The sequence below is a fragment of the Vibrio sp. 9-16B-A1 genome (assembly GCF_056726165.1).
On record NZ_JBSDZD010000001.1, the window covers coordinates 147,338 to 173,145 of the forward strand.

Annotated in this window: 24 protein-coding genes; 20 read left to right on the plus strand and 4 right to left on the minus strand. The window is 48.7% G+C overall.

What is annotated here, in order from left to right; all coding sequences use genetic code 11:
- Positions 1–99: 99 nt before the first annotated feature.
- Positions 100–1,032 (plus strand): LysR family transcriptional regulator, encoded by a 933-nt coding sequence (locus ACVB80_RS00715; RefSeq protein WP_481079336.1) that lies wholly within the window; start codon positions 100–102, stop codon positions 1,030–1,032.
- On the opposite strand, the gene ACVB80_RS00720 is transcribed toward ACVB80_RS00715, so the two are convergent.
- On the minus strand, positions 984–3,668 hold the full coding sequence (locus ACVB80_RS00720; protein WP_481079337.1) for a bifunctional acetate--CoA ligase family protein/GNAT family N-acetyltransferase: 2,685 nt from the start codon (positions 3,666–3,668) through the stop codon (positions 984–986). The two genes, ACVB80_RS00715 and ACVB80_RS00720, sit on opposite strands and share 49 nt — an antisense overlap.
- A 252-nt stretch (positions 3,669–3,920) precedes the next feature.
- Here ACVB80_RS00720 and ACVB80_RS00725 point away from each other — a divergent pair, with 252 nt between their 5' ends.
- On the plus strand, positions 3,921–4,475 hold the full coding sequence (locus ACVB80_RS00725) for an SPOR domain-containing protein (RefSeq protein ID WP_481079338.1): 555 nt from the start codon (positions 3,921–3,923) through the stop codon (positions 4,473–4,475).
- A gap of 166 nt (positions 4,476–4,641) precedes the next feature.
- Positions 4,642–5,637 (plus strand): D-alanine--D-alanine ligase, encoded by a 996-nt coding sequence (locus ACVB80_RS00730; RefSeq protein WP_481079339.1) that lies wholly within the window; start codon positions 4,642–4,644, stop codon positions 5,635–5,637.
- Between the two features lie 36 nt (positions 5,638–5,673).
- On the opposite strand, the gene ACVB80_RS00735 is transcribed toward ACVB80_RS00730, so the two are convergent.
- Positions 5,674–6,627 (minus strand): tyrosine-type recombinase/integrase, encoded by a 954-nt coding sequence (locus ACVB80_RS00735; RefSeq protein ID WP_481079340.1) that lies wholly within the window; start codon positions 6,625–6,627, stop codon positions 5,674–5,676.
- A 98-nt stretch (positions 6,628–6,725) separates the two neighbouring features.
- On the opposite strand from ACVB80_RS00735, the gene ACVB80_RS00740 reads away from it, so the two are divergent.
- From ACVB80_RS00740 to ACVB80_RS00755, 4 genes are all read left to right on the plus strand, one after another.
- The gene (locus tag ACVB80_RS00740; protein ID WP_481079341.1) at positions 6,726–7,091 is read left to right on the plus strand and encodes a DUF3319 domain-containing protein; all 366 of its coding nucleotides are present in this window, start codon (positions 6,726–6,728) and stop codon (positions 7,089–7,091) included.
- 106 nt (positions 7,092–7,197) lie between these two features.
- Positions 7,198–7,509 carry a stress response translation initiation inhibitor YciH gene (yciH, locus tag ACVB80_RS00745; protein WP_481079342.1) on the plus strand — a complete coding sequence of 104 codons (312 nt, stop codon included), beginning with the start codon at positions 7,198–7,200 and terminating at the stop codon, positions 7,507–7,509.
- Between the two features lie 249 nt (positions 7,510–7,758).
- On the plus strand, positions 7,759–9,321 hold the full coding sequence (locus tag ACVB80_RS00750; RefSeq protein ID WP_481079343.1) for a family 16 glycosylhydrolase: 1,563 nt from the start codon (positions 7,759–7,761) through the stop codon (positions 9,319–9,321).
- A 76-nt stretch (positions 9,322–9,397) separates the two neighbouring features.
- Entirely contained in the window at positions 9,398–11,317 is a 1,920-nt protein-coding gene (locus ACVB80_RS00755; protein ID WP_481079344.1) for a glycoside hydrolase family 17 protein, read from the plus strand.
- Positions 11,318–11,710: 393 nt separating this feature from the next.
- Here the strand turns inward: ACVB80_RS00755 and ACVB80_RS00760 are convergent, their stop codons facing one another.
- Positions 11,711–12,067: a DUF3693 domain-containing protein gene (locus ACVB80_RS00760; protein WP_481079345.1), complete on the minus strand. Its 357-nt coding sequence runs from the start codon at positions 12,065–12,067 to the stop codon at positions 11,711–11,713.
- Positions 12,068–12,249: 182 nt separating this feature from the next.
- Here ACVB80_RS00760 and ACVB80_RS00765 point away from each other — a divergent pair, with 182 nt between their 5' ends.
- The 13 genes from ACVB80_RS00765 to ACVB80_RS00825 all read left to right on the plus strand — a co-directional run bounded on the left by ACVB80_RS00765 (position 12,250) and on the right by ACVB80_RS00825 (position 23,176).
- Positions 12,250–12,483: a hypothetical protein gene (locus tag ACVB80_RS00765; protein ID WP_481079346.1), complete on the plus strand. Its 234-nt coding sequence runs from the start codon at positions 12,250–12,252 to the stop codon at positions 12,481–12,483.
- 2 nt (positions 12,484–12,485) lie between these two features.
- Positions 12,486–12,716 carry a hypothetical protein gene (locus ACVB80_RS00770; RefSeq protein WP_481079347.1) on the plus strand — a complete coding sequence of 77 codons (231 nt, stop codon included), beginning with the start codon at positions 12,486–12,488 and terminating at the stop codon, positions 12,714–12,716.
- Between the two features lie 2 nt (positions 12,717–12,718).
- Positions 12,719–14,782: a replication endonuclease gene (locus ACVB80_RS00775; RefSeq protein ID WP_481079348.1), complete on the plus strand. Its 2,064-nt coding sequence runs from the start codon at positions 12,719–12,721 to the stop codon at positions 14,780–14,782.
- Between the two features lie 65 nt (positions 14,783–14,847).
- The gene (locus tag ACVB80_RS00780; protein ID WP_481079349.1) at positions 14,848–15,168 is read left to right on the plus strand and encodes a hypothetical protein; all 321 of its coding nucleotides are present in this window, start codon (positions 14,848–14,850) and stop codon (positions 15,166–15,168) included.
- 259 nt (positions 15,169–15,427) lie between these two features.
- Positions 15,428–15,652 (plus strand): major coat protein, encoded by a 225-nt coding sequence (locus ACVB80_RS00785; RefSeq protein ID WP_481079350.1) that lies wholly within the window; start codon positions 15,428–15,430, stop codon positions 15,650–15,652.
- 71 nt (positions 15,653–15,723) lie between these two features.
- A complete protein-coding gene (locus tag ACVB80_RS00790; protein WP_481079351.1) occupies positions 15,724–17,385 on the plus strand; it encodes a hypothetical protein in 1,662 nt (553 codons plus the stop codon).
- Between the two features lie 4 nt (positions 17,386–17,389).
- Positions 17,390–17,755, plus strand: a complete 366-nt coding sequence (locus ACVB80_RS00795; protein ID WP_481079352.1) for a DUF5455 family protein — start codon at positions 17,390–17,392, stop codon at positions 17,753–17,755.
- Positions 17,755–18,840, plus strand: coding sequence for a zonular occludens toxin domain-containing protein (locus ACVB80_RS00800; protein WP_481079353.1), 1,086 nt, complete (start codon positions 17,755–17,757; stop codon positions 18,838–18,840). Before ACVB80_RS00795 ends, ACVB80_RS00800 begins: the two co-directional genes overlap by 1 nt.
- Positions 18,818–19,036, plus strand: a complete 219-nt coding sequence (locus ACVB80_RS00805; protein ID WP_481079354.1) for a hypothetical protein — start codon at positions 18,818–18,820, stop codon at positions 19,034–19,036. Before ACVB80_RS00800 ends, ACVB80_RS00805 begins: the two co-directional genes overlap by 23 nt.
- 28 nt (positions 19,037–19,064) lie before the next feature.
- Entirely contained in the window at positions 19,065–20,267 is a 1,203-nt protein-coding gene (locus ACVB80_RS00810) for a secretin N-terminal domain-containing protein (RefSeq protein WP_481079355.1), read from the plus strand.
- Between the two features lie 425 nt (positions 20,268–20,692).
- On the plus strand, positions 20,693–21,304 hold the full coding sequence (locus ACVB80_RS00815) for a DUF2726 domain-containing protein (RefSeq protein WP_481079356.1): 612 nt from the start codon (positions 20,693–20,695) through the stop codon (positions 21,302–21,304).
- A 12-nt stretch (positions 21,305–21,316) separates the two neighbouring features.
- Positions 21,317–22,168, plus strand: a complete 852-nt coding sequence (locus ACVB80_RS00820; RefSeq protein WP_481079357.1) for a DUF2971 domain-containing protein — start codon at positions 21,317–21,319, stop codon at positions 22,166–22,168.
- A gap of 150 nt (positions 22,169–22,318) precedes the next feature.
- Positions 22,319–23,176, plus strand: a complete 858-nt coding sequence (locus ACVB80_RS00825; RefSeq protein ID WP_481079358.1) for a hypothetical protein — start codon at positions 22,319–22,321, stop codon at positions 23,174–23,176.
- Between the two features lie 1,489 nt (positions 23,177–24,665).
- Here ACVB80_RS00825 and ACVB80_RS00830 read toward each other — a convergent pair.
- Positions 24,666–25,091, minus strand: coding sequence for a hypothetical protein (locus ACVB80_RS00830; protein WP_481079359.1), 426 nt, complete (start codon positions 25,089–25,091; stop codon positions 24,666–24,668).
- Between the last annotated feature and the right edge of the window lie 717 nt (positions 25,092–25,808).

Consider the following 25,808-nt stretch of genomic DNA (forward strand, 5'->3'; position numbering starts at 1 on the left):
TGAAATTTCAGGTATTTAACCCGATTATTCTCCGGTAAAAAAGCCGTAACTGATTTACCTTAACGTGATCCTGATCACGCAATCAAGCAAGGACAGACCATGAACAGCCCAATTACCCTGGAAGCCCTGCACATTCTCGATGCAATTGAACGCCGGGGAAGTTTTGCCGCCGCAGCTGCAGAGTTAAACCGGGCGCCTTCCTCCCTGAGCTACCAGATACAAAAACTGGAACAGGACCTGGACCTGGTGATTTTTGATCGTTCCGGCCACAGGGCTCACTTTACTCAGGCCGGGAGATTGCTTCTTGAACGGGGCAGGCTGCTGCTCAATGCTGCCGATGACATGGTTGCTGACGCCAACGTTCTCGCCCATGGCTGGGAGCTGGACCTGACCCTGGCGCACGATGGCATTATTCCGGTATCTGCCTTTTTTCCTTTGGTTGAAAAGCTGGGTGAAACAAGTAAAACCCGGGTGAAACTTCAGGAAGAAATCCTGGCAGGCTGTTGGGAAGCACTGGCGACCGGACGTGCCGATCTGCTGGTCTGCCCAAAACAGGACAGCATCCCCCAGGACCTGAAATACGAAACCATAGGTACTATGGCGATGACCTGGGTCGCCGCGCCAGATCACTTCATTCATAAACGTAAAGGTAAGCTGGATCAGGAGGCATTACGTCGTTACCGTATCATCGCCATCGCTGATACAGCCCGGGATGCGCCTGCGCTGACCAAAAATATTCTCGATGAACAGCCAAGGCTGACGGTCACCAATTTTCACGCCAAACTAGAAGCCTTGCTGGCAGGGATGGGGATCGGTACTATTCCGTCACATATTGCTCAAAGGTTTATTGAGCAGGGGTCACTGACCCAAATCGCCGATACTGAAGGCGCCAGTATCGACATTGTTCTGGCCTGGCGGCGGGACAAAATGGGCAAAAGCAAAACCTGGTGCATTAAGTACCTTAAAGAGCACTGGGATCTGAATTACTCGTTTAGTGGCAGCCTCATATCCGCTACGCCATCTTCAAACTGAACATCCAGCTCAAAGCCAAGCTTTTGTGCCAACATGAGCATGCCCCGGTTTGAGGGCATTGTCATGCCGGACATCTGTTTGGTTCCGCGCTGGCGGCAGTAATCGATGATCTTTTCCATCATTATCTTACCCAACCCGACGCCTTTCAGGTCTGAGCGCACCAGGACTGCAAACTCTGCATCGAAATTCTGCGGGTCTGCCACGGCTCTTGCTACTCCGATAATGAGTTCGTGCCCGTCTTCCTGCCAGGTCGCGACAAACGCCATTTCCCGGTCATAGTCAATCTGGGTCAGATTGGCCAGCGCCTCATGATTAAACTCACCGACATCACTGAAGAAACGTTTATAAAGATCCTCTTTTGATACTCTGGAGATAAATTCCGCGTGCAAAGGTTCATCTTCAGGCAGGATAGGGCGAAGCATGATTTCCCGGCCATTTTTGAGCATACACTTTTGCTCATACTCGACCGGATAAGGTCTTATCGCCAGCCGCTGATGAGGGTGACTACTGTGTGGCGCAAGCTTCAGTCCTGCATCGAGAATGGTAAAATCGCTCCCGCCAGCCAGTACTGGATGCATGTCCAGTTCCCTGATTTGAGGGCAATCCACCACCATTTGCGAGAGTCGAACCAGAAACTCACACAAAGCTCCTATATTAATGGCGTTTGGCCCGTGCTGCAGGCGCAGATTTCCGGACTTTATTGCCCTGACAATCAGATAACGGGCCAGCGCCATGTTCAGGGGAGGGATAGCTACTGCAGCACTGCGTGTTTCATCCCACTCCATCCCACCTTCACCAAGCATGATCACCGGGCCAAACACAGGATCAGTATGGATCTTTACCCGGATTTCCTGGCCGCCACTGTTGCTGGCCATTCCCTGAACCACGAGCCCCTGAATGTGAGCTGCCGGATAAGAAAGCGATACCCGGTCCAAAATAGCCTGCGCGGCATTTGCGGCTTCGGTGCTGTTACGAAGGTTGAGCATCACCCCATGCACCTCTGATTTGTGGGCAATATCGTGAGAGCGCAACTTAATCGCAACCGGGTAACCAATCTCTTCTGCGATGTGCAGCGCTTCACTGGGATCAGATGCAATCCATGTCGGCAGCACGTCGAAACCGTAATATTTAAGCAGGGGCGTGATCTGATGGGTATCGAGAACTGTATTTTGCTTGCTGAGCTGTCCTTCGATCCAACTTTTTGCTTTGTCGCAATCCTGGCCTGAAATCTGACCGCTGGAAGCGGGCGTTTCCATCAGTTGCTTCTGATTACGCCGATACTCCACCAGGTGCATGAATGCGACCACAGCACTTTCTGGTGTACGGTAAGTCGGGATACCAGCCTCGGTGAACAAAAGTCTTGCTTCCCTGGTGGTTTGCTCGCCGCTCCAGTTAGTCAGGATATTAAAATGACGGGCTCTGGGGTGAGTCTGAATACACTCAATTACTGCCTGTGCGGTTTTGGTTGAATGGGCAATGGCTGACGGGCTGTGCATGATCAACAGCGCATCGAAGTCGTCGCTGTCCATCAGGGTGCGAATGGTGTTCACGTAACGCTCGCTGTCTGCATCCCCTATCAGATCGACCGGGTTACTGTGTGACCAGCTCTCCGGAAGCTGACGGTTCAGCGTCCCAATCAGTGATTCAGACAGTTCAGCGAGCTTTCCGCCGCGTTCGATCAGAGTATCGACCGCCATGATGGCCGGACCGCCACCATTAGTGACAATAGCCAGGCGTTCCCCGCGCAGTGGAACAGAGTGAGTCAGGGTTTCTACTGCGGCAAACAACTCATGGGTATTGTTTACCCGCAGCATGCCGGAACGGCGGATAGCCGAGTCATAGACAATATCCAGCCCACACTGACCACCGGTATGGAGAAGGGCAGCGTGCTGACCTTCGGGCGTTCTGCCACCTTTCAGAACCAGGATTCGCCTGTTGCGCGATGCCGCCCGGGCCGCTGACATAAACCGCCGGGCATCTTTAATCGAGTCGAGATAAAGCAAAATCGCATCGGTTTTACTGTCGGTACACAGGCAATCGAGCAGCTCTGCCACGTCTATGTCGCCCGCATTACCCAGTGAGATAAAGGCAGAGAAGCCGATGTTCTTGTCATTGGCCCAGTCCAGCACGGTTGTGCACACCGCCGCGGACTGAGAGATAAAAGCGATCTTTCCGGGTGACGCTGTAACGGGCGAGAATGACGCATTCAGCCCCTGCCATGGCAGCATCATACCGAGGCTGTTAGGGCCAAGCACCCGGATCCCATGCCTGCGGGCAATATCCAGACAGGCCTGCTCAATACTCAGCTCATCTTCTCCTGAAGGCTGATACATGTCAGAAGAGAGAACAATAACTGCGCCAACCCCTTTTTCGGCTATCTGCCTGAACAACTCAAGATTGCGTTTAGCGTGAGTGCAAAGTACAGCCAGGTCCGGTACAACCGGCAGTTCGGCCACGCTTTTGTAGGCCAATACCCCCGCGACTGATTTGTACTTTGGTGTGACCGGCAAAATAGCACCTTTGAATCCGCCGGCAAGAAGATTGCGCATTACAATCTCACCGGCGCGCATTGGCTTTTGTGATGCCCCAATCACGGCGACTGAGGCAGGCTTCAGTAATTTGACCAGACTGTTCACAACACCCTCTGCAGATAATGACCAGATGTTATTGAGTGTAATCGAAAAAAAGCCCGGAGATTTCTGAAGTTAACAGCACTGTGATCCGTGCAGTGACCAATCTTTGTTCAAAACCAGCCGGACAAAGGGACCAACACAGAATAATGTGTGATAAATCACGACTTCCAACGGAATAATCCAGGCTATACTCTTGATTCCAGTGCGATCAATCGGCATGATTTGAAAGAATTTAATCAGACATCGATTCTAACTATGAAAAAAGTCACCATCATCGGTTTATCCGTGCTTCTGGCGGCCTGTGCGTCAGATACCTACGAAAAAGGTGTTACCACTGAATCTTACCGCGAAGATTACAAAGTGGAGCCTGTGGTAGCGCCATTAATGGCAGAGCAGGATAAGACTGAAATCAGGGAAGAGGCGGTAGTGGCGTCTGCACCTCAGGAACAACCTGCGCAGGCAGCTCCGGTAACCAATAAGAAGAAAGTAAAAATTCTTCCTCCTACCGAAGAGCAACTGAAAAAGAATCCGCGCTATGGCTTTACCATTCAGGTTATCGCTGTAGACCGCGCCAGCAAGCTACCAGGTATTGCTGAAAAACTGCCAGCCGGTCAGCCGGTATGGGGTAACTATAAACTGGTAAATGGTACCAAGTGGTACACAGTTCTTTATGGTGACTACGCATCAAAAGCAGAAGCCAAAGCGGCGATTGCGACTCTGCCTGCGGACTTCCGTAAGCTGAAGCCATTTACCAAGAGCATTGATGACATCAAGAACTCAGAATATCCAACTCTGGATAAACTGAAGTGATCACCAAGTGTGAACTAAAAGGGGCTGAGGCCCCTTTTTTGCTTCTGCCTGTCGTATAAACCATCAGTTAATCCGGCGATTCAGACAATTGACACATTTTTAGCTGAAACCACCCGGTGAAACCGATACACTCAGCTACAAACACGTTTCTTCATGGAAAGGCGTAATGAAACAAACAAATATCCTATTGTTGTGCGGTGGTGGCTCCAGCGAACACGAAGTGTCTCTGGTGTCTGCGGACTACCTGCACCAGCAACTTTCTCTGACTGAACATTTCAACGTGATCCGGGTTGAAATGGGTACCCAGGACTGGCGTCTGCAAAACGGCGACAAAACGGAACTGGACATTGCACACTCGGTGCTCAAAGGGGACAACCACGAACTGAGCATCGATTACATTGTACCCTGCATTCACGGCTATCCCGGCGAAACCGGCGATGTACAGTCGATGTTTGAACTGGCAAAAATCCCATACCTGGGCTGTGGTCCGGAAGCCAGCACCAACAGCTTTAACAAGATCACCTCCAAGCTGTGGTATGACGCGCTGAACATTCCAAACACACCTTACCTGTTCATTACCGAGCAAAATGAGTACACCCTGACGATGGCAAATGAAGCCTTCGATAAGTGGGGTAAGGTATTTGTTAAGGCGGCCAGGCAGGGGTCATCGGTAGGCTGTTATCGTGTTGACCAGAAACAGGACCTGGAGAAATCCATCTCCGATGCCTTTGGTTACTCAGACCAGGTACTGATCGAGAAGTCGGTAAAACCACGTGAACTGGAAGTAGCGGCATTTGAACTTAATGGTGAGCTGCACATTACTAACCCTGGTGAAGTCATCGCCCCGGGTGACACTTTCTACTCGTATGAAGAGAAATACAGTTCAGACAGCCATTCAGTTACCCACGTTGAAGCAGACAACCTGACTGACGATCAGCGTGATCAAATCCGCGAGTTCTCTGCGAAAGTCTTCAAACACATGAAGCTGAAAGACCTTTCGAGAATCGATTTCTTCCTGACTGAAGAGAACGAGATTTATCTGAACGAAGTCAATACCTTCCCGGGTATGACGCCAATTTCAATGTTTCCAAAAATGCTGGAAAACACAGGGATCCGCTTCAGCGATTTCCTGCGCAACACCGTTGAACTGGCGCTGAAATAAACTCTTGTGCGAGCTGACCGCAAAAGTCAGCTCGCATTAATCCCACGGTTTAATCCTGACGAACTTCAGTTTCTCCCGTTCTGCTGTCCCTTTACAGTGAAGATACTGCGCCGGCATAACCGGGCTTGCCCAGCGCCCGAACTGCTGAATATCGCGAACTTTCATACCCTGTTCACCCAACTCCTGTACCGCTCCAACCCGGCTTGACTGACCGGTAAAACGCATTTCATAAGGCAACTCAAGCAGGTCGCTGGCACGGCGGAAAATTCGGTATACCGTAGAATCATCGATTGGTTGAAAATACAGGTTTTCATGCCGGTCAATGCGGCAAAACAACGGCCCGGCCTGTGTACCGCGATAACTGAGCCATCGCTCCAGCCAACGGGCACTGAGATCACTTAAACAATACTGCTGCTCTCCAACCCTTACGTTACCATCATCATTGACTTCGTTGATCTCAATAAGCCTCAGTTCAGAACGCTTGAGAGCGCATTCAAGCATCACGGCATAAATCGCCATATCCCGGCAATCCTTAATTGCCTGTGATTTATCCAAAATAGCTGACAACTGCTCTAAGTGCTTTCGGGTAAAAGGATTGGTTTCAGATGCATCGCCATGTTTGTCTAATCTTAAATTCTGCAGAGTTATTTTGATCTGGCGGTGATTGGTTGGCTCGGAATATGAGTGCCAGCGATGAATGTTGCCTATGGTTACCGCATAGCGTTTCAGTGAAGCAAATTTCCTCTGCCGTGATTCTTTCTCCAGAAATATACGCACCGCAGACACCGAAGCGGGAAGGGGAGAGACATGACAAGTCTGACAGAAGTCAACAAACCGGTTCCAGTCATTGAGCATGGATTTGAGTGAATTGAGGGAATAGGCATTCTGAGTTATGATTTCTAACTCGTTGATTGTTATGGGTTTAGAAAAAACCTTTGTGCTCTGCCGTTGTCTGTCCGGATCTGTGATGGGAGCAATATTTTTCTTCATATTCAAAGCTCTAGCGCGGTTCTTTAAGAAGATTCTACTTGCGAAACCATCAATTACAATTATTATTACAGAAAGGCTAAACAAAAAAGTGTCTGCACATGGCAAATACAATACATCGCGGGATCCCTATTCAATCGGACAATAAAAACCCTGATATTTGGCAGGCCCGCATAAAAAACAAAGTCCTGACCGGCAATCTCGCTGCGGTTAAAAAAAGTATCGACTGGTGGTGTGATACCGCGCAGTTTATTGATCCCAAGGAGTTCACTTCTTTAGGGAATAAGAAACGTGCTACCTCGGGCAGCACAGAAGAAAACTACAACGGCTTTGCCCTTAAGAATGATACCGGCGAACCCAACGCCTGGTACTGCTTCTTCAATGGCCGTCTGATCAAAGGCTCAAAGCCGGCGCTTCAAAAACACATTGATGCGCACATCGCAGCTGCCCGTAATAAAGGTCAGTAACTGCTGTCAATCTCATCACTCTGCAGGCTTTATGCCTGCAGAGCCTCGCTAAATGCGCCCATTGGTATACAATACTCCTACCTTAGTAACCTGAGAAACCAATTCTATGAGCCTGGTATATTCGACAGAAGTCGGCCGAATCAAACCTGAAGAAGAAAAGAAAGAGCGCCCTAAAGGCGATGGTATTGTTCGCATACTGCGCCAGACCAAAGGCCGTAAGGGCAAGGGCGTTTGCATTGTGACCGGACTGGATCTGGATGACGCGCCACTTAAACTGCTGGCAGCAGAACTCAAAAAGGTTTGTGGCTGTGGCGGCTCGGTGAAAGACGGCACCATTGAAATCCAGGGTGATAACCGTGACAAGATCAAAGCCCATCTGGAGAAGAAGGGTCACACGGTTAAACTTGCCGGCGGTTAACTCTTTTCTCTATTGATAAATAAGCGAAGCTGAACTGACGGCTTCGCTTTTTTTGACCCAGCTCCACTTCAATCTCTCTGTTTGTGATTTATATCCATGAAAGCGCTTTCTTTAGTGAGTTTGCTCTCATCAAAACGATTCAGAGCGCTATATCTTAATTTCTGTGCAGACTACCTGGTAAAGTTCAAACAAATTCCAAATGAGTTTCGCATTATAAAGAAAGCGCTTTCACACTTAAGGAGCAGAAGGATGAGAAAAGTTTTAGTGTATTCAGCAGTAGCTCTGGCCGTCGCCGGGTGCAGCAGCACCAGTGACGAAAGCAGCAGCGAGTTCGCCCAGACAACCGCACCAGTCCTGCTGGATCAGGATCCGGTGGAACGAAATTCCGCCTGGAAACTCATCTGGAGTGATGAGTTTGAGGGTGACACGATCAACAAACGGAACTGGCAGTTTGAAGAAAACTGCTGGGGTGGCGGTAACAATGAACAGCAGTGTTATACCGATAGTCCATCCAACGCGTTTGTGAAAGACAGCATGCTTCATATCGTGGCAAAACGGGAAAACCACACCGGACCGGCAACCGCAGACGGAAAAACCAGTGAAACCCGGACCCTGCCTTATACTTCAGCCCGCCTCAGGACCCTTGATAAGCGTGACTGGAAATATGGCCGTTTTGAAGTCCGCGCTAAACTGCCAAAAGGTCAGGGCACCTGGCCTGCTATCTGGATGCTGCCTTCTGAATCCCGTTATGGTACCTGGGCCGCCAGTGGTGAAATTGACATTATGGAAGCGGTAAACCTTGGTACACCATCGGATGCACAAGGCTATCAGGGCCAGCCTGAAACCCGGATTTACGGCACGCTTCATTATGGAAAGAACTGGCCGGATAACGTTCACAGCGGACAGGGTGCGGTACTGCCGGAAGGCGTGAGCCCGGCAGATTCATTCCACACATACGCGATCGAATGGGAAGAAGGCGAGATTCGCTGGTACGTGGACAACATTCACTACGCAACCCAGACTCAGGAGGGCTGGTACAGCCAGTATAAACAAGATGGACAACTGGTGAACGCACCGGCCAGCGCGCCTTTTGATGAGAAGTTTCATCTGTTGCTTAACCTTGCAGTGGGGGGCTCATGGTCTGCCAATGCAAACAACAAAGGTATTAATGAAGACATCTTCCCGCAGACTATGCTGGTTGATTACGTGAAGGTGTATCGCTGCTCAGTGGATCGCTGGAAAGGCAAAGGATGTGCAACGTTATCATCAGATGCCAAACTGGTTAAGGGCCACACTGCGCCGAAGATCCTGACTCAGGATGACAGTTACTCCCACGGAAGTGAAATCCAGGTGTTCGGCGATGCGCTGAACGAAGCGCTGGCTTACGGCAGTTACGACCCGGCCAACATTGTTGAACATGAAGTTGTAGAAGAGCCGGGCAGGGGTCAGGTACTTCACATTACCAAATCAAATGGCGCCGGAAACCTCTATTTCCGCTCACCAAAAACCGACTTCTCTGCGTGGGAAGATAGTGGTGAGCTGGTATTTGATATCCGTCTGGATGAGGTTACAAAAGGCGATCTGCTGGTAAAAATCGACAGCGGATGGCCAAAGACCAGTGATTACACCGTTCCTCTTGCGTCAAATACAGAATGGCAGCAGATCCGGATTCCGGTAAGTGACATTGTAACTGGTGGCAACCGTTTTGTTGCAGGTAACAAAGTCAACCTTAAGGCGGTCAGTAACCTGCTTGTCATCGAACCTCTTTCAGCGATGAGCTTTTCACTCGATAACATTCGCTTCGAGCGCTGATCCAAATCCTTTTCGGGACGGGTAACACCGTCCCGCCTTAAATACCAATAACAATCCTACTCATGGAGAGAACAGTATGCGATTAACCCAAATAGCCCGGGTGACGGGCCTCCTTTTGCCTGCAGTTTTGCTGACCGGATGTGGCTCAGAATCTCAAACAGCAAATGACAGTTCATCCGATTCCACCAGTAACGACCTGATTGTGTTCAGCGCACAACCAACGGCCAGCGGCTTTTATCCTCAGTCCGAGCTGACCGGAGAGCCAATCCTGGGGAACAAGGATTTTCCAGCCATCTCTTATGGCGCGTGGAGAACCACTGAACGTAAGAGTGCGGACCCGGATGCAGGCTTTGAGATCCCAACGGTTGCAGAGCAGATGGAAGACATGAAAATCCTGTCTGCCATGGGCTATAAAGTGCTTCGTACTTACAACACTCAAAAATTCACCACCACCCAGTGTGATGATATTCCGGGTTTCACCGGCGATAAATGCAGTAATACAGAAAAACTGATGGCGGCCATCAAATTGCTCAAAGAGCAAGACTCAAACTTCGAAATGTATGTGATGCTTGGGATCTGGATTGATGCGCTGAACTCATGGACAGGACTGGACGTAGTTCACGACCAGGAAAGCCCGGACAATGCCAACGAAATGGCCAAAGCGATCGAACTGGCGAAGCAGTACCCTGAAATTGTAAAAGTACTGGCAGTAGGCAACGAAGCCATGGTGCACTGGGCTACATCTTACTTCGTTACCCCGGACATTATTCTTGGCCACGTTAAAGATCTGCAGGCCCTTAAAGCGGGTGGGGAACTGGATAGAAACATCTGGGTAACCAGCTCTGATAACTTCGCTTCATGGACGGGAACCGGTGACTACACGAATCCAAATCTGGATGAGCTCATCAAAACGGTCGATTACTTATCCATCCACGTTTATCCGTTCCATGACACGCACTATGATGCCGATTTCTGGAAGATACCGGCTTCTGAACAGTCGCTTACAGATCTGCAGAAAATTGACAACGCTATGGTACGTGCACAAAACAAGGCGCTCAGTCAGCTGAAACAGGTCCAGGATTACATGCTCAGCCTTGGCGTAAACAAGCAAATTCACGTGGGTGAAACCGGATGGGCAACCCTGGCGAGCCCGGGCGGAGCAGATTTCACCGCCAGCGGTTCAGGTGCTGCTGATGAGTACAAACAAAAGGCCTACTACGATGACATGAAAGGCTGGTCAGACGCGTTCGGCGCATCGCTGTTCTTCTTCCAGGTATTTGATGAGCCATGGAAAGGTGGCAATGATCTTTTTGATCCCGAGAAACACTTCGGTTTGATAGATAAAGATGGCAAAGCCAAGTACATCGCATGGGAAATGGTAGACCAGGGAACATTTACCGGACTTACGCGTGGAGGCGTCAGCATCGGAAAAAGCTTCGATGGTGACACTGAAGCCATGATGGACACCGTAGCGGTACCACCAGCCGCCTTTGTACCTGATGGTACTGTTGATACTCAAACCTATAACGTTAGCGAAGTCATCTCAGCTAAAGGAGCAATCCTTAATGGCTGGGAAGGCACTGCTGGCATTGGCTCGAATGAACAGGGCGAAATCACGGTAACCACTGGCGGCGCATCAGCTCCATGGTGGGGCGCGGGCGTTGAAGTAGCCAACGGTGGCTTCGCAGATCTGAGCAATTTCGCCAATGGCAGCATGCAGTTTGAAATCCGCGGTACGACAAACTCATCATTTAACCTTGGATTCCAGACAGGCCGCTGGGCCGACGGTACACAGGTAAACAACTTTGTGGTGTTTGGTGGCAGCGGCAGAGCCGTCACCAGTGAGTGGGTATCGCATACGCTCCCTATGAGTGAACTGCTGGGCGATGGAGCCAATCTGGCGGATGTCACAGGCTTATTTGCAGTGTTAGGCATCAGCGGTTTTGACGGGGGCAACATAGAAATCCGCAATATCGTATTCAGCCAGTCGAATTAATCTCAATTACAGGCAATCTGCATCAGGGTTGCCTGTTTCTTATCGGGTGTGATATGTCCCGAAGAATGCGCATCCGCTAAGGGCTAACATCAAAGTGAACTCACCAAAAAGCTAAGGACAGCCAATGGACAGTTTCCAGGAAGAGCAACTAGAACAGGCCGCAATGGCCGAGCAAGCCGAATACCAAAACACACCAGAACCACATCAACAAGAATCCCAGTAAAACTCACAAGCAATAATCACCAATAAATCTCTGATTATATTGGTGATTATTAGCTATTTTATGGTAAATCCGCATTATGGTTAAATAGCATTGTTTTCTGGCTTTTGCAGAAAAGCGGTGGAGCAATTGGGGCCGGTAGTAGTCAGATCTTGCGTAGCTGCAGACCTGATTTAACATAAGATAGATAATGCGCACTGGGATAGATAAGAAAGGCCAAACACCAGACCACCACAAGCCATTGTTATTGTTGAACTTCCTAGCCCTTTATACTTTTTTGCGATGTTTGCCCACGCTGTTTGTGCCTTGTGCGTCTTGGCTTTATCAGCAGCCAGGTACACAAGTACCATTTCTGTATCTGCGCCAATTTCGTCAGCCAAGAAAAGTGCTTCTGATTCAGTTAGATAGCGAGTTCCTTTTCTTACTCCAGACAACTTTTGCACACTCATATTCAAATCATGTGCAATTTGCTTGTCTTGTACATAGTTCTTAGACGCTTTGTAGGCGTCTAGCAGTTGGTTTATGTACATTTTTGAAACCTCCTTACGGTTACATTCCTAAAATTGTAGCTCATCCGTTCACAAAAATGCGTATTTACAATCCACGGATTTGTGTATTTACTTTACGCAAATCTGCGTATTTGACTGCCTTGGGCGTTTGTCCTTGAAACTCTCGCCCTTGGTAGTCATCCCAACTGTTCAAGGTGGTTGTTATGGAAATCAATCAATTCATTGGCTCTCAAGTTTTCAGCGAGCTGGTCCAGTTTATCGGCCTGTACTGTTTCATGTTCTCTTTCGCTGGCTGGGTTGCCGCTAGCCTGCTGGCACACTTCGCAAATCGTTTCCTGCGCAAAGAGCTGACCAAAGAGATCACTCTGCTTGAGTGCCAGCGTGATGAGTTGATCGCATCCATCAACCAACTTCGTCTGCAAGAGCTGGAGCGTTAATTATGAGCGGTTTACTTAACGCTAAAGGCATCATCGTTTACAGCACACCGAAAACACCGCGCTGGTTCTACAAGTTTGGTAAAGGCGGTTCGGTTCAAACTGCCTGGTCATTGGCTGGCGCAAATCTGTTTGTTCACGATGAAAAGCTGACCGAAGTTACTGACAAACTTGCCGAAAAAGGCAAAAAATTTGTCGTGGTTGACGTTAACGCTCAGCCATTTTCGGAGTGCTAATCATGGCCGTTGAACTGGTACACGACTTAGCGACGGGCGAATACTATCACCGGGAGTTTATCCCTGTGCCCGACCCTATGCGCCCGTTTACTGCTGACTGTTACGACAACCAGCTCGACGGCGAGAAGCGTTTCGTTTCACGCACGCCCTATCCTGTCCAGTCTCAGCTCAGGGATGAGCTGACCCTCACGCTCGAAGATATGCAGCTGCCGCGCGAACAAGGCCACAAAGTACGCCTGACCAACTGGCGCGCGCCTGTGTTCGATGCCTGCAAACGTCACGGTGATTTTGCGCCGTCCATGCTTCGCGCGTTCACCAATATTCTTGAGCGCCGTGATTACTACACGGCATTGCAGGCCATTCAGTCAGCAGATGAACGGTTACGGCGTAACGGCATTAGGTTTGCCCGTAACGATGAGGAAATCATTGAGCTGGCCAAGGCCAAAGCGCGCGCGTTCTCGCGTCACCTGCTCAAAATCGACGATATCGAGCTGCGTTTTGAAAAGGCTCAGAGCCTATTGGCTTCGCTGGGGCTAGGCTTCCGTCCGGAGCTGGTTAAGCAGAAAGACAACAACGACGAACTTGAATCCCTGTGTAACCGCGCTTGCTGCGATAAGTGGCTGCGCCGTCAGCTTCGCCGCAAATACTTTTCCGAAGTTGAGCGCGTTGCCCGTGACCTGTATCTGGTACACAAAAACCAAGACGCCTATTGCTCACGCCACTCTGTGAACGTGATGAAAGAGCGTAAGTCCGACACCGAGCAAGCCCTGATTAACACAGTTTGCTACCTCGATGACGATCCGGAAACGTGGTTCACGCTTCAGGAGCTGGCCGCAAAATCGACCTCAAACCCGGTGATTCGCCGCGCGGAAATGTTCGTGCGTCTTCGTGCATTCGATGAGATTTCTCTCGAATCTGGTCATGATGCCATGTTCTATACAGTGACCACACCGAGTCGTTTTCACGTCTATTCTGGTGATGACATCAACCCGGCATGGGAAGCAGCAGGCAAACCAAGCGCCCTCGATGCGCACCGCTATTTGCTGGGTGTCACCAATGCGTTCCGCAAAGACTTAGACAAACTGGATATCAAAATCTACGGCCTGCGCATTGTGGAGCCACACCACGACGGCACTCCACACAACCACATGTTGTTTTTCATGGCACCAGAACACCGTGACACCGTCACTGAGTTGCTGCAAAAACACGCCATGGCCGACACCCCAAACGAAAAAGGCGCGCGCAAATACCGCTTCAAAGCGGAAAGCATCGACCGCAAGAAAGGTTCAGCGGTTGGCTACGTCGCCAAGTACCTTTCCAAGAATATCGACGGTGAGCATATCGACGCTGACCGGGGTACCAGTCAGAGCGGCAAACAGGCCGCTAACGCTGTGGTGTCATACAACCGTATCAACGGTATTCGCCAGTTTCAGTTCTACGGTGGCCCATCGGTCACTGTCTGGCGTGAAATGCGCCGCTTCCGTGAAGAGTTCAAAGAGGACGACGCTGTGATTTTAGGAAACCAACTTTCCGAGGATGAGCATTTCGTTCTCGAAACCATCCGCCGCGCCGCTGATGACGGTGATTTTAAGCGCTTCGTGATTGCAATGGGTGGCGTGTTTGTACGCCGTAAAGACCAGACCATCACCACCGCTTACACCAAGAAAATCGACGTGGCTGGCCTGCTCCGCACTACCCGCTACGGCGATGAAATGGCGGCGGCCATCGAGGGGATCATGTTCAAAGGCAAAGTCATCAAAACCCGGTTCAAAGACTGGAAGTTTGCCAACAAGAAACAGTTCATTCGCGGCATTCGCACCATGATGCAGGGTACGCGCATGGTGTTCGATACCCTCGAAGAAGAATTCGAATACTACGCCATGAAGCAGGAAGAATATCAGCGTATGCAAGATGAATGCGCGTTCCTGCTCGATATGGCCTGCACCGACCCCGTAGTAATGCATGGTGACGATCTCTACAGCGTAGCTGAGGCACCGCCGGACAGTTGGGGCTGGGCGCAGCCCGGTCCCGACTGGTCGACGGTGCCCTTGGACTCGTGTCACTAACTGTCGCCATTAATTTACTACCCCGGAGCTAACGACTTACCAACCATAAAACAAGGACAAACATCATGATCATCAAAGGTCGCATTTCGGATGTGGACGACATCCAGCAAACCAGTTTCAACAACCGGGAGACCGGGGAAATCGTCGTGCGCGGCGAAATCCTCCTGTCGGTGAAAAAGCCCTCCCAGGTTATCAAAGTGAAAGTTAATCCGGACCAGTGGCGCGAGGCTGGCAACGGCAAAGCGTTTGAAAAGCTGCTCGACCAAGAGCTTGATTTCTGGATTGAACAAAAAGAGTTCAGCTTCACCCGCCCGGATGGTCAGGTGATGTCTGGCAGTAACAACAACCTCTTCCGCCTGCCCGACTTCGGCCCGGCTAAGGGGTAACGCACCATGACCGATGCCCAATTCGCGGAGTTAATGGCAAAGCTCGATAGCCTCTGGATGCTGATATTTATCGGTTTCATGGCGACGCTGGTCGGTATCGGTTGGTTTATCGGAGGGCAACGCTAATGGCCGAACTCTCATTCATCGCCGGGAATTTTATCGGAGCGCTGGCCATTGGCTGGTCTATCGGATTCAAAATCCTGGCATTTAAGAAAGCCGCCGAAGCAATCGCATCGGCGTAATTTAAAAAGGAAATGTTATGAAAAACATGAAACTGAAAGCACTTCTCGCTACCGCACTGGTGACTACTTCTGGCTTTGCAGCTGCGGAAACCACTCTGCCACCTCAGGCACAAGCTGCGATGGATTCCATCAGCGGACTGGCTAACTCAGTGACCGGCTGGGCGTGGGTACTTGGTACCTCAATCACCGTGGCATTCGTTGGCCTGAAACTGGTTCGCAAAGGTGCCCACAAAGCGAGCTAAGACAATGTCGGTTGGGTGTTCAAGGTGCCCAACTCCCCTAACCCTTTCCCACTCACACAAGGATATCCATCATGAACACTAACAAAACTCTCTACCTGCTGGCGCTGGCTCTGCTGGGGAGTTCTTTTAGTGTGTCTGCCGCAATGGTCAGGGTTAAGATGGTCCAGCCGGGTCAGGAATGGATCAAAAGATATGGCGTCACTGAAGGTGCGGTATTTGATTCTAACGTGCTGACTAAACGGCTGATTGGTGAAACGGCATCAAATGGCTATGTGGTCGCAAGAGCCTACTGGACGGGTACATGGCTTCGCTGGGAGGCGAGCGATCACCGGATAAAAGCGTCACCGGTTTATGGCGTTGCTGTTGGTTCCTGTCCATCAGGTCAGACGGTCAATTCAGACGGTGTTTGTGAAACACCGCCAGTGGATTGCTCCTCGTTCAACGGCGAGTTTGCACATAACTTTACGTGGGATTACTACAGCTTAGGCGGTCGTCCGACCGGACTCTGTACTGAGCAATGCGAAACCAAAATCGGCCTGACGAACTACAGCTGTGATGCGTTCTCCGGCAAGTGTCAGGCTGACCTCTACTACACAGGGAACAACTGTCCGGGAGAGACTTCGCCGGGCGGCACTATCCCTGAAAAACCATACACTGGTTGTCAGCCTCATCCTTTCGATAAAACGCAGGGCTATTTCTGCCCAAAAGACAAAGACGGTGACGGCCTGCCCGACCCCGGCGCTGAGCTGGATTCATTCGCTATCTGTAAGCATGACCTTAACATGAAGTTCAGCTGTAAAGGCGGCTCTTACAAAGAGAAGATCACCCCGGACGATCCAACCAAGCCCATCACGCCACCAAGCGGTGGCGGTGTGACCGACCCCGGCGGCAATCCCATTGATGTGGACGGCGAGCCAAACGTCGAGGAACCTTCGATTTCAGAAAATGGAACGAACGAAGATGTGGTCGCGGCTATCACCAACCAAAACCGTGACCTTAATAAGATGTTGCACGGCCTGAATGTGGACAACAACGCCAACTTTGCAGAGACCAACCGTCAGCTTGATCTGCTTAATCAGCGACAGCAAAACACCCATGATTCGATTGTCGACCAGATGAGGCAAGACATCGATATTTACAACAATAACAAGGCGATGCTGCAACAGTTTCACGGTGACGTGGTAACGTCACTGGAGGGAAACGGCACCGCTATGCTGCGCGAAATGACCGACGTAGGCGGTCGTGTTACTGCTGCCGGGGACAAAGTAACCGATGCGGTAAACAATCTTGCTGACAAGCTTGGCGGCGACCAGTGCGATCCGGAAACCGACCCGCGTCAGTGTGAGGGTGAACATGGCCTGACGGCTGATTATGCCAATACCGCCTACACCCAAATGATGGACGGCGCAGGTAAGCAGCTTTCCGCCGCTAACAGCACCATTCTGGGCGCGGCTACAACGGCTGCATCCAAACCGATGACCGACGAGGCTCAGGGCTACATCGACAACATCAAAAGCGATCTGCTCGGTGTGATGCCAGAACCCGGCGAATGTCAGGATTTACCACTGGAAACCAAGTTCGGTAAGTTTTCGCTGGGCTGTAAGTTCTCAACTGAGCTGAAAGCGATTCTGTCGTTTGTCCTTTACGTCTACACCCTTTACACCCTGTTTGGCATTCTGACCGACGGCGTAACGCCAATGCCGGGCACGGTGCCTTACGGCTCACGGAGGTAACGCCATGCCTGTATTTCTGCTTCCTCTGCTCAGTGGTATCGCCGGAGCACTGCGCATCCCGGCCATTGCCGCCTTTCTGGCGGGGCTGGCCTCAAATATCCTGTCGTTCTTCGCCGTTCGTATGGCGCGTAACGTGGCGATTAACCTGACGGTTGTCACCATGCTGATTGGTTTGACGGTCGCGGTCGCGGCGGCTATTTACGCCCTTGGCGCTGGCATCAAAGCAGTTTCTCCGCCAGAAGCGGCCATGGCATGGGGAATGGTTATTCCGGGAAATGCCATTCCGTGTTTGAGTGCGATCTTCTCGGCGCGTGTCCTGCGCTGGGTGTGGTCGTGGCAGTTCTACGTGATCACAAAGGTGTCGTCATAATGGCTTCGGTTTACTTCGTTACGGGCAAACTCGGTTCCGGTAAAACCCTGACCGCTGTCGGCAAAATCCGCGAGGCGTTTCTGCGTGGTGTGCCGGTGGCGACTAACCTCGATATCAACCTCAAGGAAATGCTGGGCGCAAACAAGCGCAACACTCGCCTCTACCGCCTGCCGGATAAGCCTGTCGTGGAAGATTTGCAGGCGCTCGGCTCGGCCAATAAAACCTATGACGTGAAGAAAGACGGCCTGATTGTACTCGATGAGTGCGGTACCTGGTTCAACTCGCGTACATGGAATGACAAAGGCCGCCAGAAACTTATCGATCACCTGCTCCACATTCGAAAACTCGGCTGGGACGTAATTTTTATCGTTCAGGATATTTCCATTGTCGACAAACAGGCGCGTCTGGCCTTGGCCGAACACACCGTATTTTGCCGCCGCTTAGACCGGATGAAAGTCCCGTTCCTGTCAACACTGGTTTGGGTGCTGACGCTGGGACAGTTCTCCCTGCCACTGCCAAAACTGCATGTTGGCATAGTGAAGTACGGCGACAACGTTAATTCGTTGACCGTAGATAAATGGATGCTCTGGGGCACTGACCTCTACAGCAGTTACGACACCAAGCAGATGTTCCGCAATGACTACCCGAACGGCCTTTACTCGGTACTGCCGCCCTACTTCACCCATGGCCGCTACCGGGTACCCCTGACAGGAAAAAACCTTATGCGTATCACCAAAATCTACCTCCGTAAGTATTCACGCCTGAGTATGTTTATGGCTGGAGTCGCCGCCTGTTTTGGCATCGTGTCTTTGGTATCCGAACCTGAGCCAGCTGCCCCGGCGCAGGTTCAGCAAATCGACGTTACCCCCGATAGCCAGGTCAAACTGACCGAACTACTGGATGGCTACAAAATTGAAAGCACGTTCAATCCGCCGGGCGCTCCGGCCTCATTCACCCTGACCAAAAACGGGGAGGCTCTGACCAGTAACCAACTGCGTGACATGGGCTTCACTGTCTCCATTCAATCCCGCTGCAAAGTGACCATCATTCAAGGTGATGACCGTGAAAGTATCTTCTGCCACTAAACCAAGCCGCAATCAGCGCTACGAACAGCGCCGGAGAGACAAAGGGCTGGAAAAGAAAACCCTCTGGATACCGTCCAGCCACATCGCTGAATTCGAAATGCTGGCGAAAATCTGCTGCGACAACCCAGACCTTATTATCAACACGCTGCGAGATACCCGAACCGGTCGCTTTGTCTCGCTTGAGCGTTTTAAGTAGCCGTCACTGGTGACGCTAAGGAAACGACATGACAAAGTTAACCCGCACCCTTTTGCTCTCTCTGCTGCTGGCTTTTGGCGCTTATGCCAATGAGCCGCTGAACTTCGAATCCAATAACACCCCTATCGGTGATTTCGTCTCATGGTTTGGCGGCCATACCGGGCAAACCATTGTGCTTGGTAAAGGCGTCACCGGAACGGTGAGCTTTTCCGCTGTCGACCTCAAGCCTGCTGAATACGCCGCGTTCTTTGACTCGGTTCTGAAATCTCACGGCTATAAACTGAGTCAGCACAACGGGTTCTATACAGTCGAACTCAACGCAGAAGAGATCACCACCGTCGCGCCGGCAATGGTAAAGCTCTATCGGCTCCGGCATGTGCGCAATACCAAAATCACTCAGCTTATGGCTTCCATGCTTCAGGCCACACAAACGCAGTCCCTCAAAGGACAGGAGATTAAAAACCATGATGTTCAAGTTCTCCCTACTACTAACGCTATTATTGTTACTGGCACTGATGAACAGCTCGCGAAGATAGACGCCATCATTGATGGTATCGACCGTCCTCAGCGTCAGGTCTTTATTGAGGCAGTCATTACAGAATCGGAAGTTGGAGATTCAGAGGAAGTCGGCACCAATCTCAAGCTCGAGCTGGGGAACGCCGGGTTTGTTACCAATACGCTGGCGGCCGACAAAGGCAAAGACAACCTGCTGATATTTGACGGCGGTAACTTCTCTGCTTTCATCAAAGCCGTTGCCAAGAACGAGAAAACACACCTGCTGTCCCGGCCAAACCTGCTCATCATGGACAGGGAAAAAGGCTATATCACGGTTGGTCAGAACGTTCCGTTTCTGGTGTCCAAGGAAGTGACTGACGGCGGCAAAGAAATCCAGCAAATCGAGCGCAAGGACGTGGGCGTGTCGCTACAGGTGACACCGCATATCATGAACGATGAAGTAATACTCGAAATCCAGCAGGAGTCCAGTTCAGTGAGCAAGTCGGCGGTGGCCTCCGACATTATCACCAACAAACGCACCCTGACGACGGTCGTTAAAGTCGGCCATGGCCAGACGATCTCACTTGGTGGGCTTATTTCGACCGAAGAAAAGGAATCGGTATCTGGTGTGCCGGTTCTGATGGACATCCCTCTGCTCGGGTGGTTCTTCAGTTCGAATAAGACGGAAGAAGTACAGAAAGAGCTATCAGTAGTAATCAAAACTACCGTCCTTTAACCCTGCCCCAGATGACAAAAGCCGCCACATAAGTGACGGCTTTGCCCGGTACAGGCAAGCGCTCCACACCGTTTCGCGTTCCCCCCGGATACGCAATTTCACTATCCAGGTATTTTGAGTCTGAGACAACCCTCAATAGCCCCACTACGACGCATATCCCATCCTGTTGTAACTGATAAAACACCGAAGGCTTACTGCTCAGAACACAAATCAAAAACTGTAGGGCTTAAGCTAAGCTCGAGTGCTTGCTGCTATAAGCGATAGCTTGTAGAGCAAGTGCTGAGCAGACAAGCGGAAAAACCGCCAAGTCACTCTCCGAGATCGATCCCGCGCGTCAGTGATTTCTCAACTTTTTGTTTATCTCACATTTTTCAGTTCAACATTTATCTACCATATGCAACTTAGGTTACTCACTACTGTTGACTATGATAAAAATACTAATAGCGCTGGTAGCGCTTGGATACATCTATCTGAAGCTTGTTGCGCGGCCCAAAAATAAAACCACCTCACGCCGAAAGAAGAGAGTTCAGCCCAAACCGATTAGGCAAAGGCAACCTGATATTACTCCTAGAACTGATGTTCCCATACCTGATGTGAATGAACTATCAAAGCGAAATGTTGTACCACATGAGAGACGTTCACATCTAGCTACACATAACGAACAGCGTTTTTACAAAATTTTGTTGGATATTCTGCCATCTGATTACGTAGTACATAGTCAAGTCTCTCTAATGGCACTAATTACACCTATAGATTTTCGTGACAACTCCAAAACTTGGGCTAAAAGGATGGACTTTGTGATTACGGATAAATGCACTAAGGTACTTGCGGTTATTGAGCTAGACGACTCAAGTCATCTTCGAAAAAAGAGGAAGCAACGAGATGACTATGTTAACAACTCATTGTTAGGCCAGCACCCTTTAATTAGATTTAGAAGCCAGAGAACTTATAATTGGGACGATGTAGTGAAAGAAATTGAGAGCGTAACCAATATAAAGTGCAATATAAGCACCAGCGTTCCAATTGTATCAAGTTAAGAAAGAGTCAATATGAAATCAGTTTATAAATTTATGTCTGGTCAAGACTATCACCTTGAAAGTCTCAATAACGATCAAGTATATTTTTCAAGCGTATCGGAGTTAAATGATCCATATGAGGGCCTGCTTCACTTTGAAGAGTCTGGTGTTGATATTTCACAGAGAAAAGTGGCGCTAACCAATATTTATAAACAGGATCATAAGGACATTTCTGATGCGAGAAAAGAAGTAGAGGCCCTCTTCAAAAAAAATGGTTCAAGTTGGTTCTGTAATTTTGTTGATGAAAAAACACGACAGCAATTTAATAAATTCCTAAAGGCTCATCGTGAAAATAGATTTATATTATCACTTTGCACGGCGGCTGTAGGTAAGCAGGAAGACAAGTTTCCTTGGCCATTAACAAGTATGATGATGTGGGGTCACTACGCTAATGGAATGCGAGGGCTCTGCATTGAATATGACTTCAAAAAACTATTTGACAGTATAGCTGAACTAAACAATGTCAGCTTGAGAGCGAAATCAATCACATATGAAAATGGTGAGCTACCTGTTATTAATTCGTCAACGATATTAGATGACATAATAAACAACTCAGATCGCGCATCTAACAAAATTCTTGACGCATTTTGTACAAAAAATGACAGTTGGGATTATGAAAATGAGTTGAGAATAATAAGCTCCCAACATAAAGCCAATAATTACTGCCCATCTTCCATTGAGCGAATATTTGTTTCTGAATCCAATGAAAAATTACTGTCTGATGTAGTGCGAATTGTAAATAGTAAAAAGATCAAGCCTGATATATACTCAGTTAAGACTCATCCCAAGCTATATGGTGTGATATTCATCAGGGTTAATTATTAGCCGGAAATATAAGAGATTAGAATGAAATATATAATTTTTGTCATATCCTCCTTGCTGCTGTTAGGCTTGTCAGTAACATACCTCCCTGCATTCGCTAGTTGTAAAGTTGACAGTTTCTCATTTTGTGTCTTTAGTGAAATGATCTTGAAAATGCCGTCATGGATTGGTTCATTCTGTGGTGTATTGATTTCCGCCACCTTGGCATATCGTTACTCTATAAAAAAGCAAAAAGATGATGATGACAAGAAAAAAATCATTGCCGACATTGATGAGGCTAATAAAAGCATCATACTAGTATCAAAATGTTTTTCTAACTTAGCCACCATTAAATATACTTATGCTAGCAAGTTAAGGGGAAAGCAAAACCTAGATAGAGGCCTTATGTATCCTTATATATCCGGCAGCCCGTCGGATGTCATTGAGTTCGATCCTACGAAACTATATTTCCTTCTTAAAACCGGCATCCTGGAATCGCGCTCACCTAAAAACCCAAACTATATATTAAACTTATTCGAAAGATATAATGCAGCAATGTCAATATATGAGACTAGAAATAAAATGGCATTCGAGGTAAGTGATTTCATGTCCACGGTAGACCCGAGATATATGACGGGAACAGTTGCCAATCTGGACATTTGTTTTTTTAAGGAGCGCATGGGAGCAAATAAGCTAGTAAATTTCCTGTTATTTACTGAGCAGCATATTGCGTTCTTTGACGAGTTGATTGAAGAGTTTTCCCAATTGCTATATGAGCTTCCCTTCATATTTCAGGAGCATTTTAAAGATGAAAAGAAAAGATTCTCTGACGTTGAAGTGAGAGTTGCATCTTTCGATCCATACGTCGATGCAAATGAACAAGTGTTATCACCAATTAACAAAATAAACACTAATCTTGAGGTTGAACGAATTATGAGACATTTTATCCTTGATGACTTCAACTGGAGTCCCAACGTTTGGGTAGAAACAGAGTACCGCTATACACATGTATACCGAATAGAATTTATTTAGGTAATAAGGCCACAATAGTGGCCTTAGCTTCAGAGTTTTACTCTACTTATCGCTCTAGCATAACGAAGTAGTTTACATGTTGTTTTAAGCTCTAGTTCAGAGTTAATTTCCAATAGAGCTATACCCGTAATAAGCTGTTGCGGGCTTATGAGGTTCCCAGTCGGAAGTTTAAGCTTGTCACCTATCATCTCGAAGCCTTGCCATTCCGGGGAGTATGAGATTTTTCGGTACTTGTATAAGCGCATAAGTCGCTTACACTCCGGCGGGATCTGTTTACCTTTGTCCCAATCCTTGACCGTCCTCACACTTTTAAAACAAAGCTCCGCAGTCTTTTCAATGCTCAAACCACACTCAAGCTCACGAAATATGTAGTTTTTAGTCATCAGGCTGTATCTCATTCACAAACCCCTCAAAAGTGAGGGATTCTACAATGTGTTGATATGCAACCAGATTTAACTTAATCAAAGATAATGCGCACTGAGAGGTGGATTGTAAATGAGCCAAGAATCCCACACAAGCCACTGTTAAAGCTGGCTTTTAATGCCTAGCATTCATAATCATATTGAGGCCACCGGTTGAACATTTGCTCGCTAGTTTGAATTTTTAGCTCTCTATATCGACGCATGGCTGTCTCTCGTATCCTTTTAACTGCCTCATGATTCGCAGGACAATCGAGCATGTTAAGCTGCGCTTTAAAAACATCATCTAAGTTGTGGCTCTTTGGAATTCTAAGCGACTTCATGCTTTCACTGTTTCGCGCTATTATCATGAGGCTCATAACTTGTTTTAGCGTCATTACCATATTGGGTATACTTTTATTTGTGCAGTACAAAACTTGCTTTTCCAAGTCAACACAATGCTGGGGATACTCTTTTAAGTTGAGCATGGCCTTGTCTATATTAGGTGTAAAGTGCTTTGAGCAATATCCGGGGAACCCCAAAATCGAAACGTGGTCTACATCTGGGTTGTTCGTCACTCTCTGAAATTGCAGGTTGTTATAGGCTATCCTCGCCAAACATTCCCCAACAAAATGACAGTTGAACTCAAACTTTCGTCGTTCAGGCATGTAAAAGTTAACATAGTAGAATATGTACGATACGATGTAACCAAGGAGAATATCATCCAGTTTATCAATTAGTTCCGCCCCTCCTTCAAATGTTTCCGGTAAGTGCCTGGAAAAATAGATAACCGCTATACCTACCAAAGAGATGGCTGCGAGCCATGTCAGATTGTTATGTGGGCTACGTCTTACACTTCCAACACGAAAAGCAGACTCTCTCAAACTCTCAAGTGACACTGGATATAGCCTCTTCTATTTGTTGTTTGCATACCCTCCCTATAACGAGGGTTCACATACAATCTTGGGGCGAATCCAAATATTTCAATTCCTAACAAGAAAACAGGTAAAAAGAAAGTAATAGAATAGAAAATGTAGCGGGTATAAAGTGCGGGCAAAATGCCAGCTCAACATGAGCTGGCATTTCGGGGGTTATTTAATCGGCTTACAAGTCCCTATCGCCAGGAATGGCTGGCTGACCTGCATGTCGTTTTCAACGTAACCGTTCATGTAGGCGTAAATGAAACGCATAGAATCCGGGGACATTTTGAACTCACCCATCAGGTCGTCTGAGCAAATCAAATCGTCGTTGTCATGGACCAGACAGCGGAAGCGGGAGTGCTGCTCGCCGATTCGGGTTACGCTGACATAGGTGTCGCCCTGTTTGCTCACTGGCCATGGCATCTTTTTGATCAGGTACTTATCTTCGTTTTGAACGGTTACCGGAGCGACGGTCCCGTCCATCTCTGCGTAGCCGGTTGCTGAGCTGGTTTCACACAGAAAAGGCCCGAAAGATGCAGAAGCGAAACCAGGTGCCAGAAGTAGTAAAGGTAGCAAAGCTTTTGAAAATGTAGTCATATCATCACCATCACGCTATATCGTTATTGATACTACCTCCCGGTAGTTGGTTGCGGTTGCAAACCATTTTGTTTTTTCTCAGCCAGCGATAACCGGCTCTTGTTACATTTCAGCAAATCTTACCGCTTGTTAAAATGCAGTTATTCCTGAAACAATCACAGGATTTCCCGACATATTTAGATACATACCGCAAATACGAGCAATATGTTACGCCGTCACTCTAATCTACCGGTCTGCCACCAAAACTGGTTTGTCATCCCGTGATTACATTATTACGACAATTTATAAACTGAATGTTCTGCCCAAACGATTACTATAGACGTGCTTAACTGTTTAAGTGCTAATGCGAACGTGCACCTGACCAGTGAAGTGACATTCAATATTAGTATCGGACTGACCGGGCATTTTCTTCCCCTGTTTCGAAAGTGCCAGCTTAGTCCGCTTGATACGCAAGCCTGGCCGCTCTGTGCCAGGCTTCCTTTCATATGTTACGACGTAACACGCATCACTAACCGACGACCCAGCAACTCCCAGCGATCTCAGCCCTGCAAGCACTTACACCGCAACTGTAATAAACTTACCATTTGTGGATAAGTTGTTGATAGCGGCAGTTTAAAAGAAAACCACCAGAGAAATATCGCCCTGAATGCGCCCTGGTAATTAAAACCCCCACACCCTGGGCATTCCTCACCAAAACCATATCCCATTGTAATAACG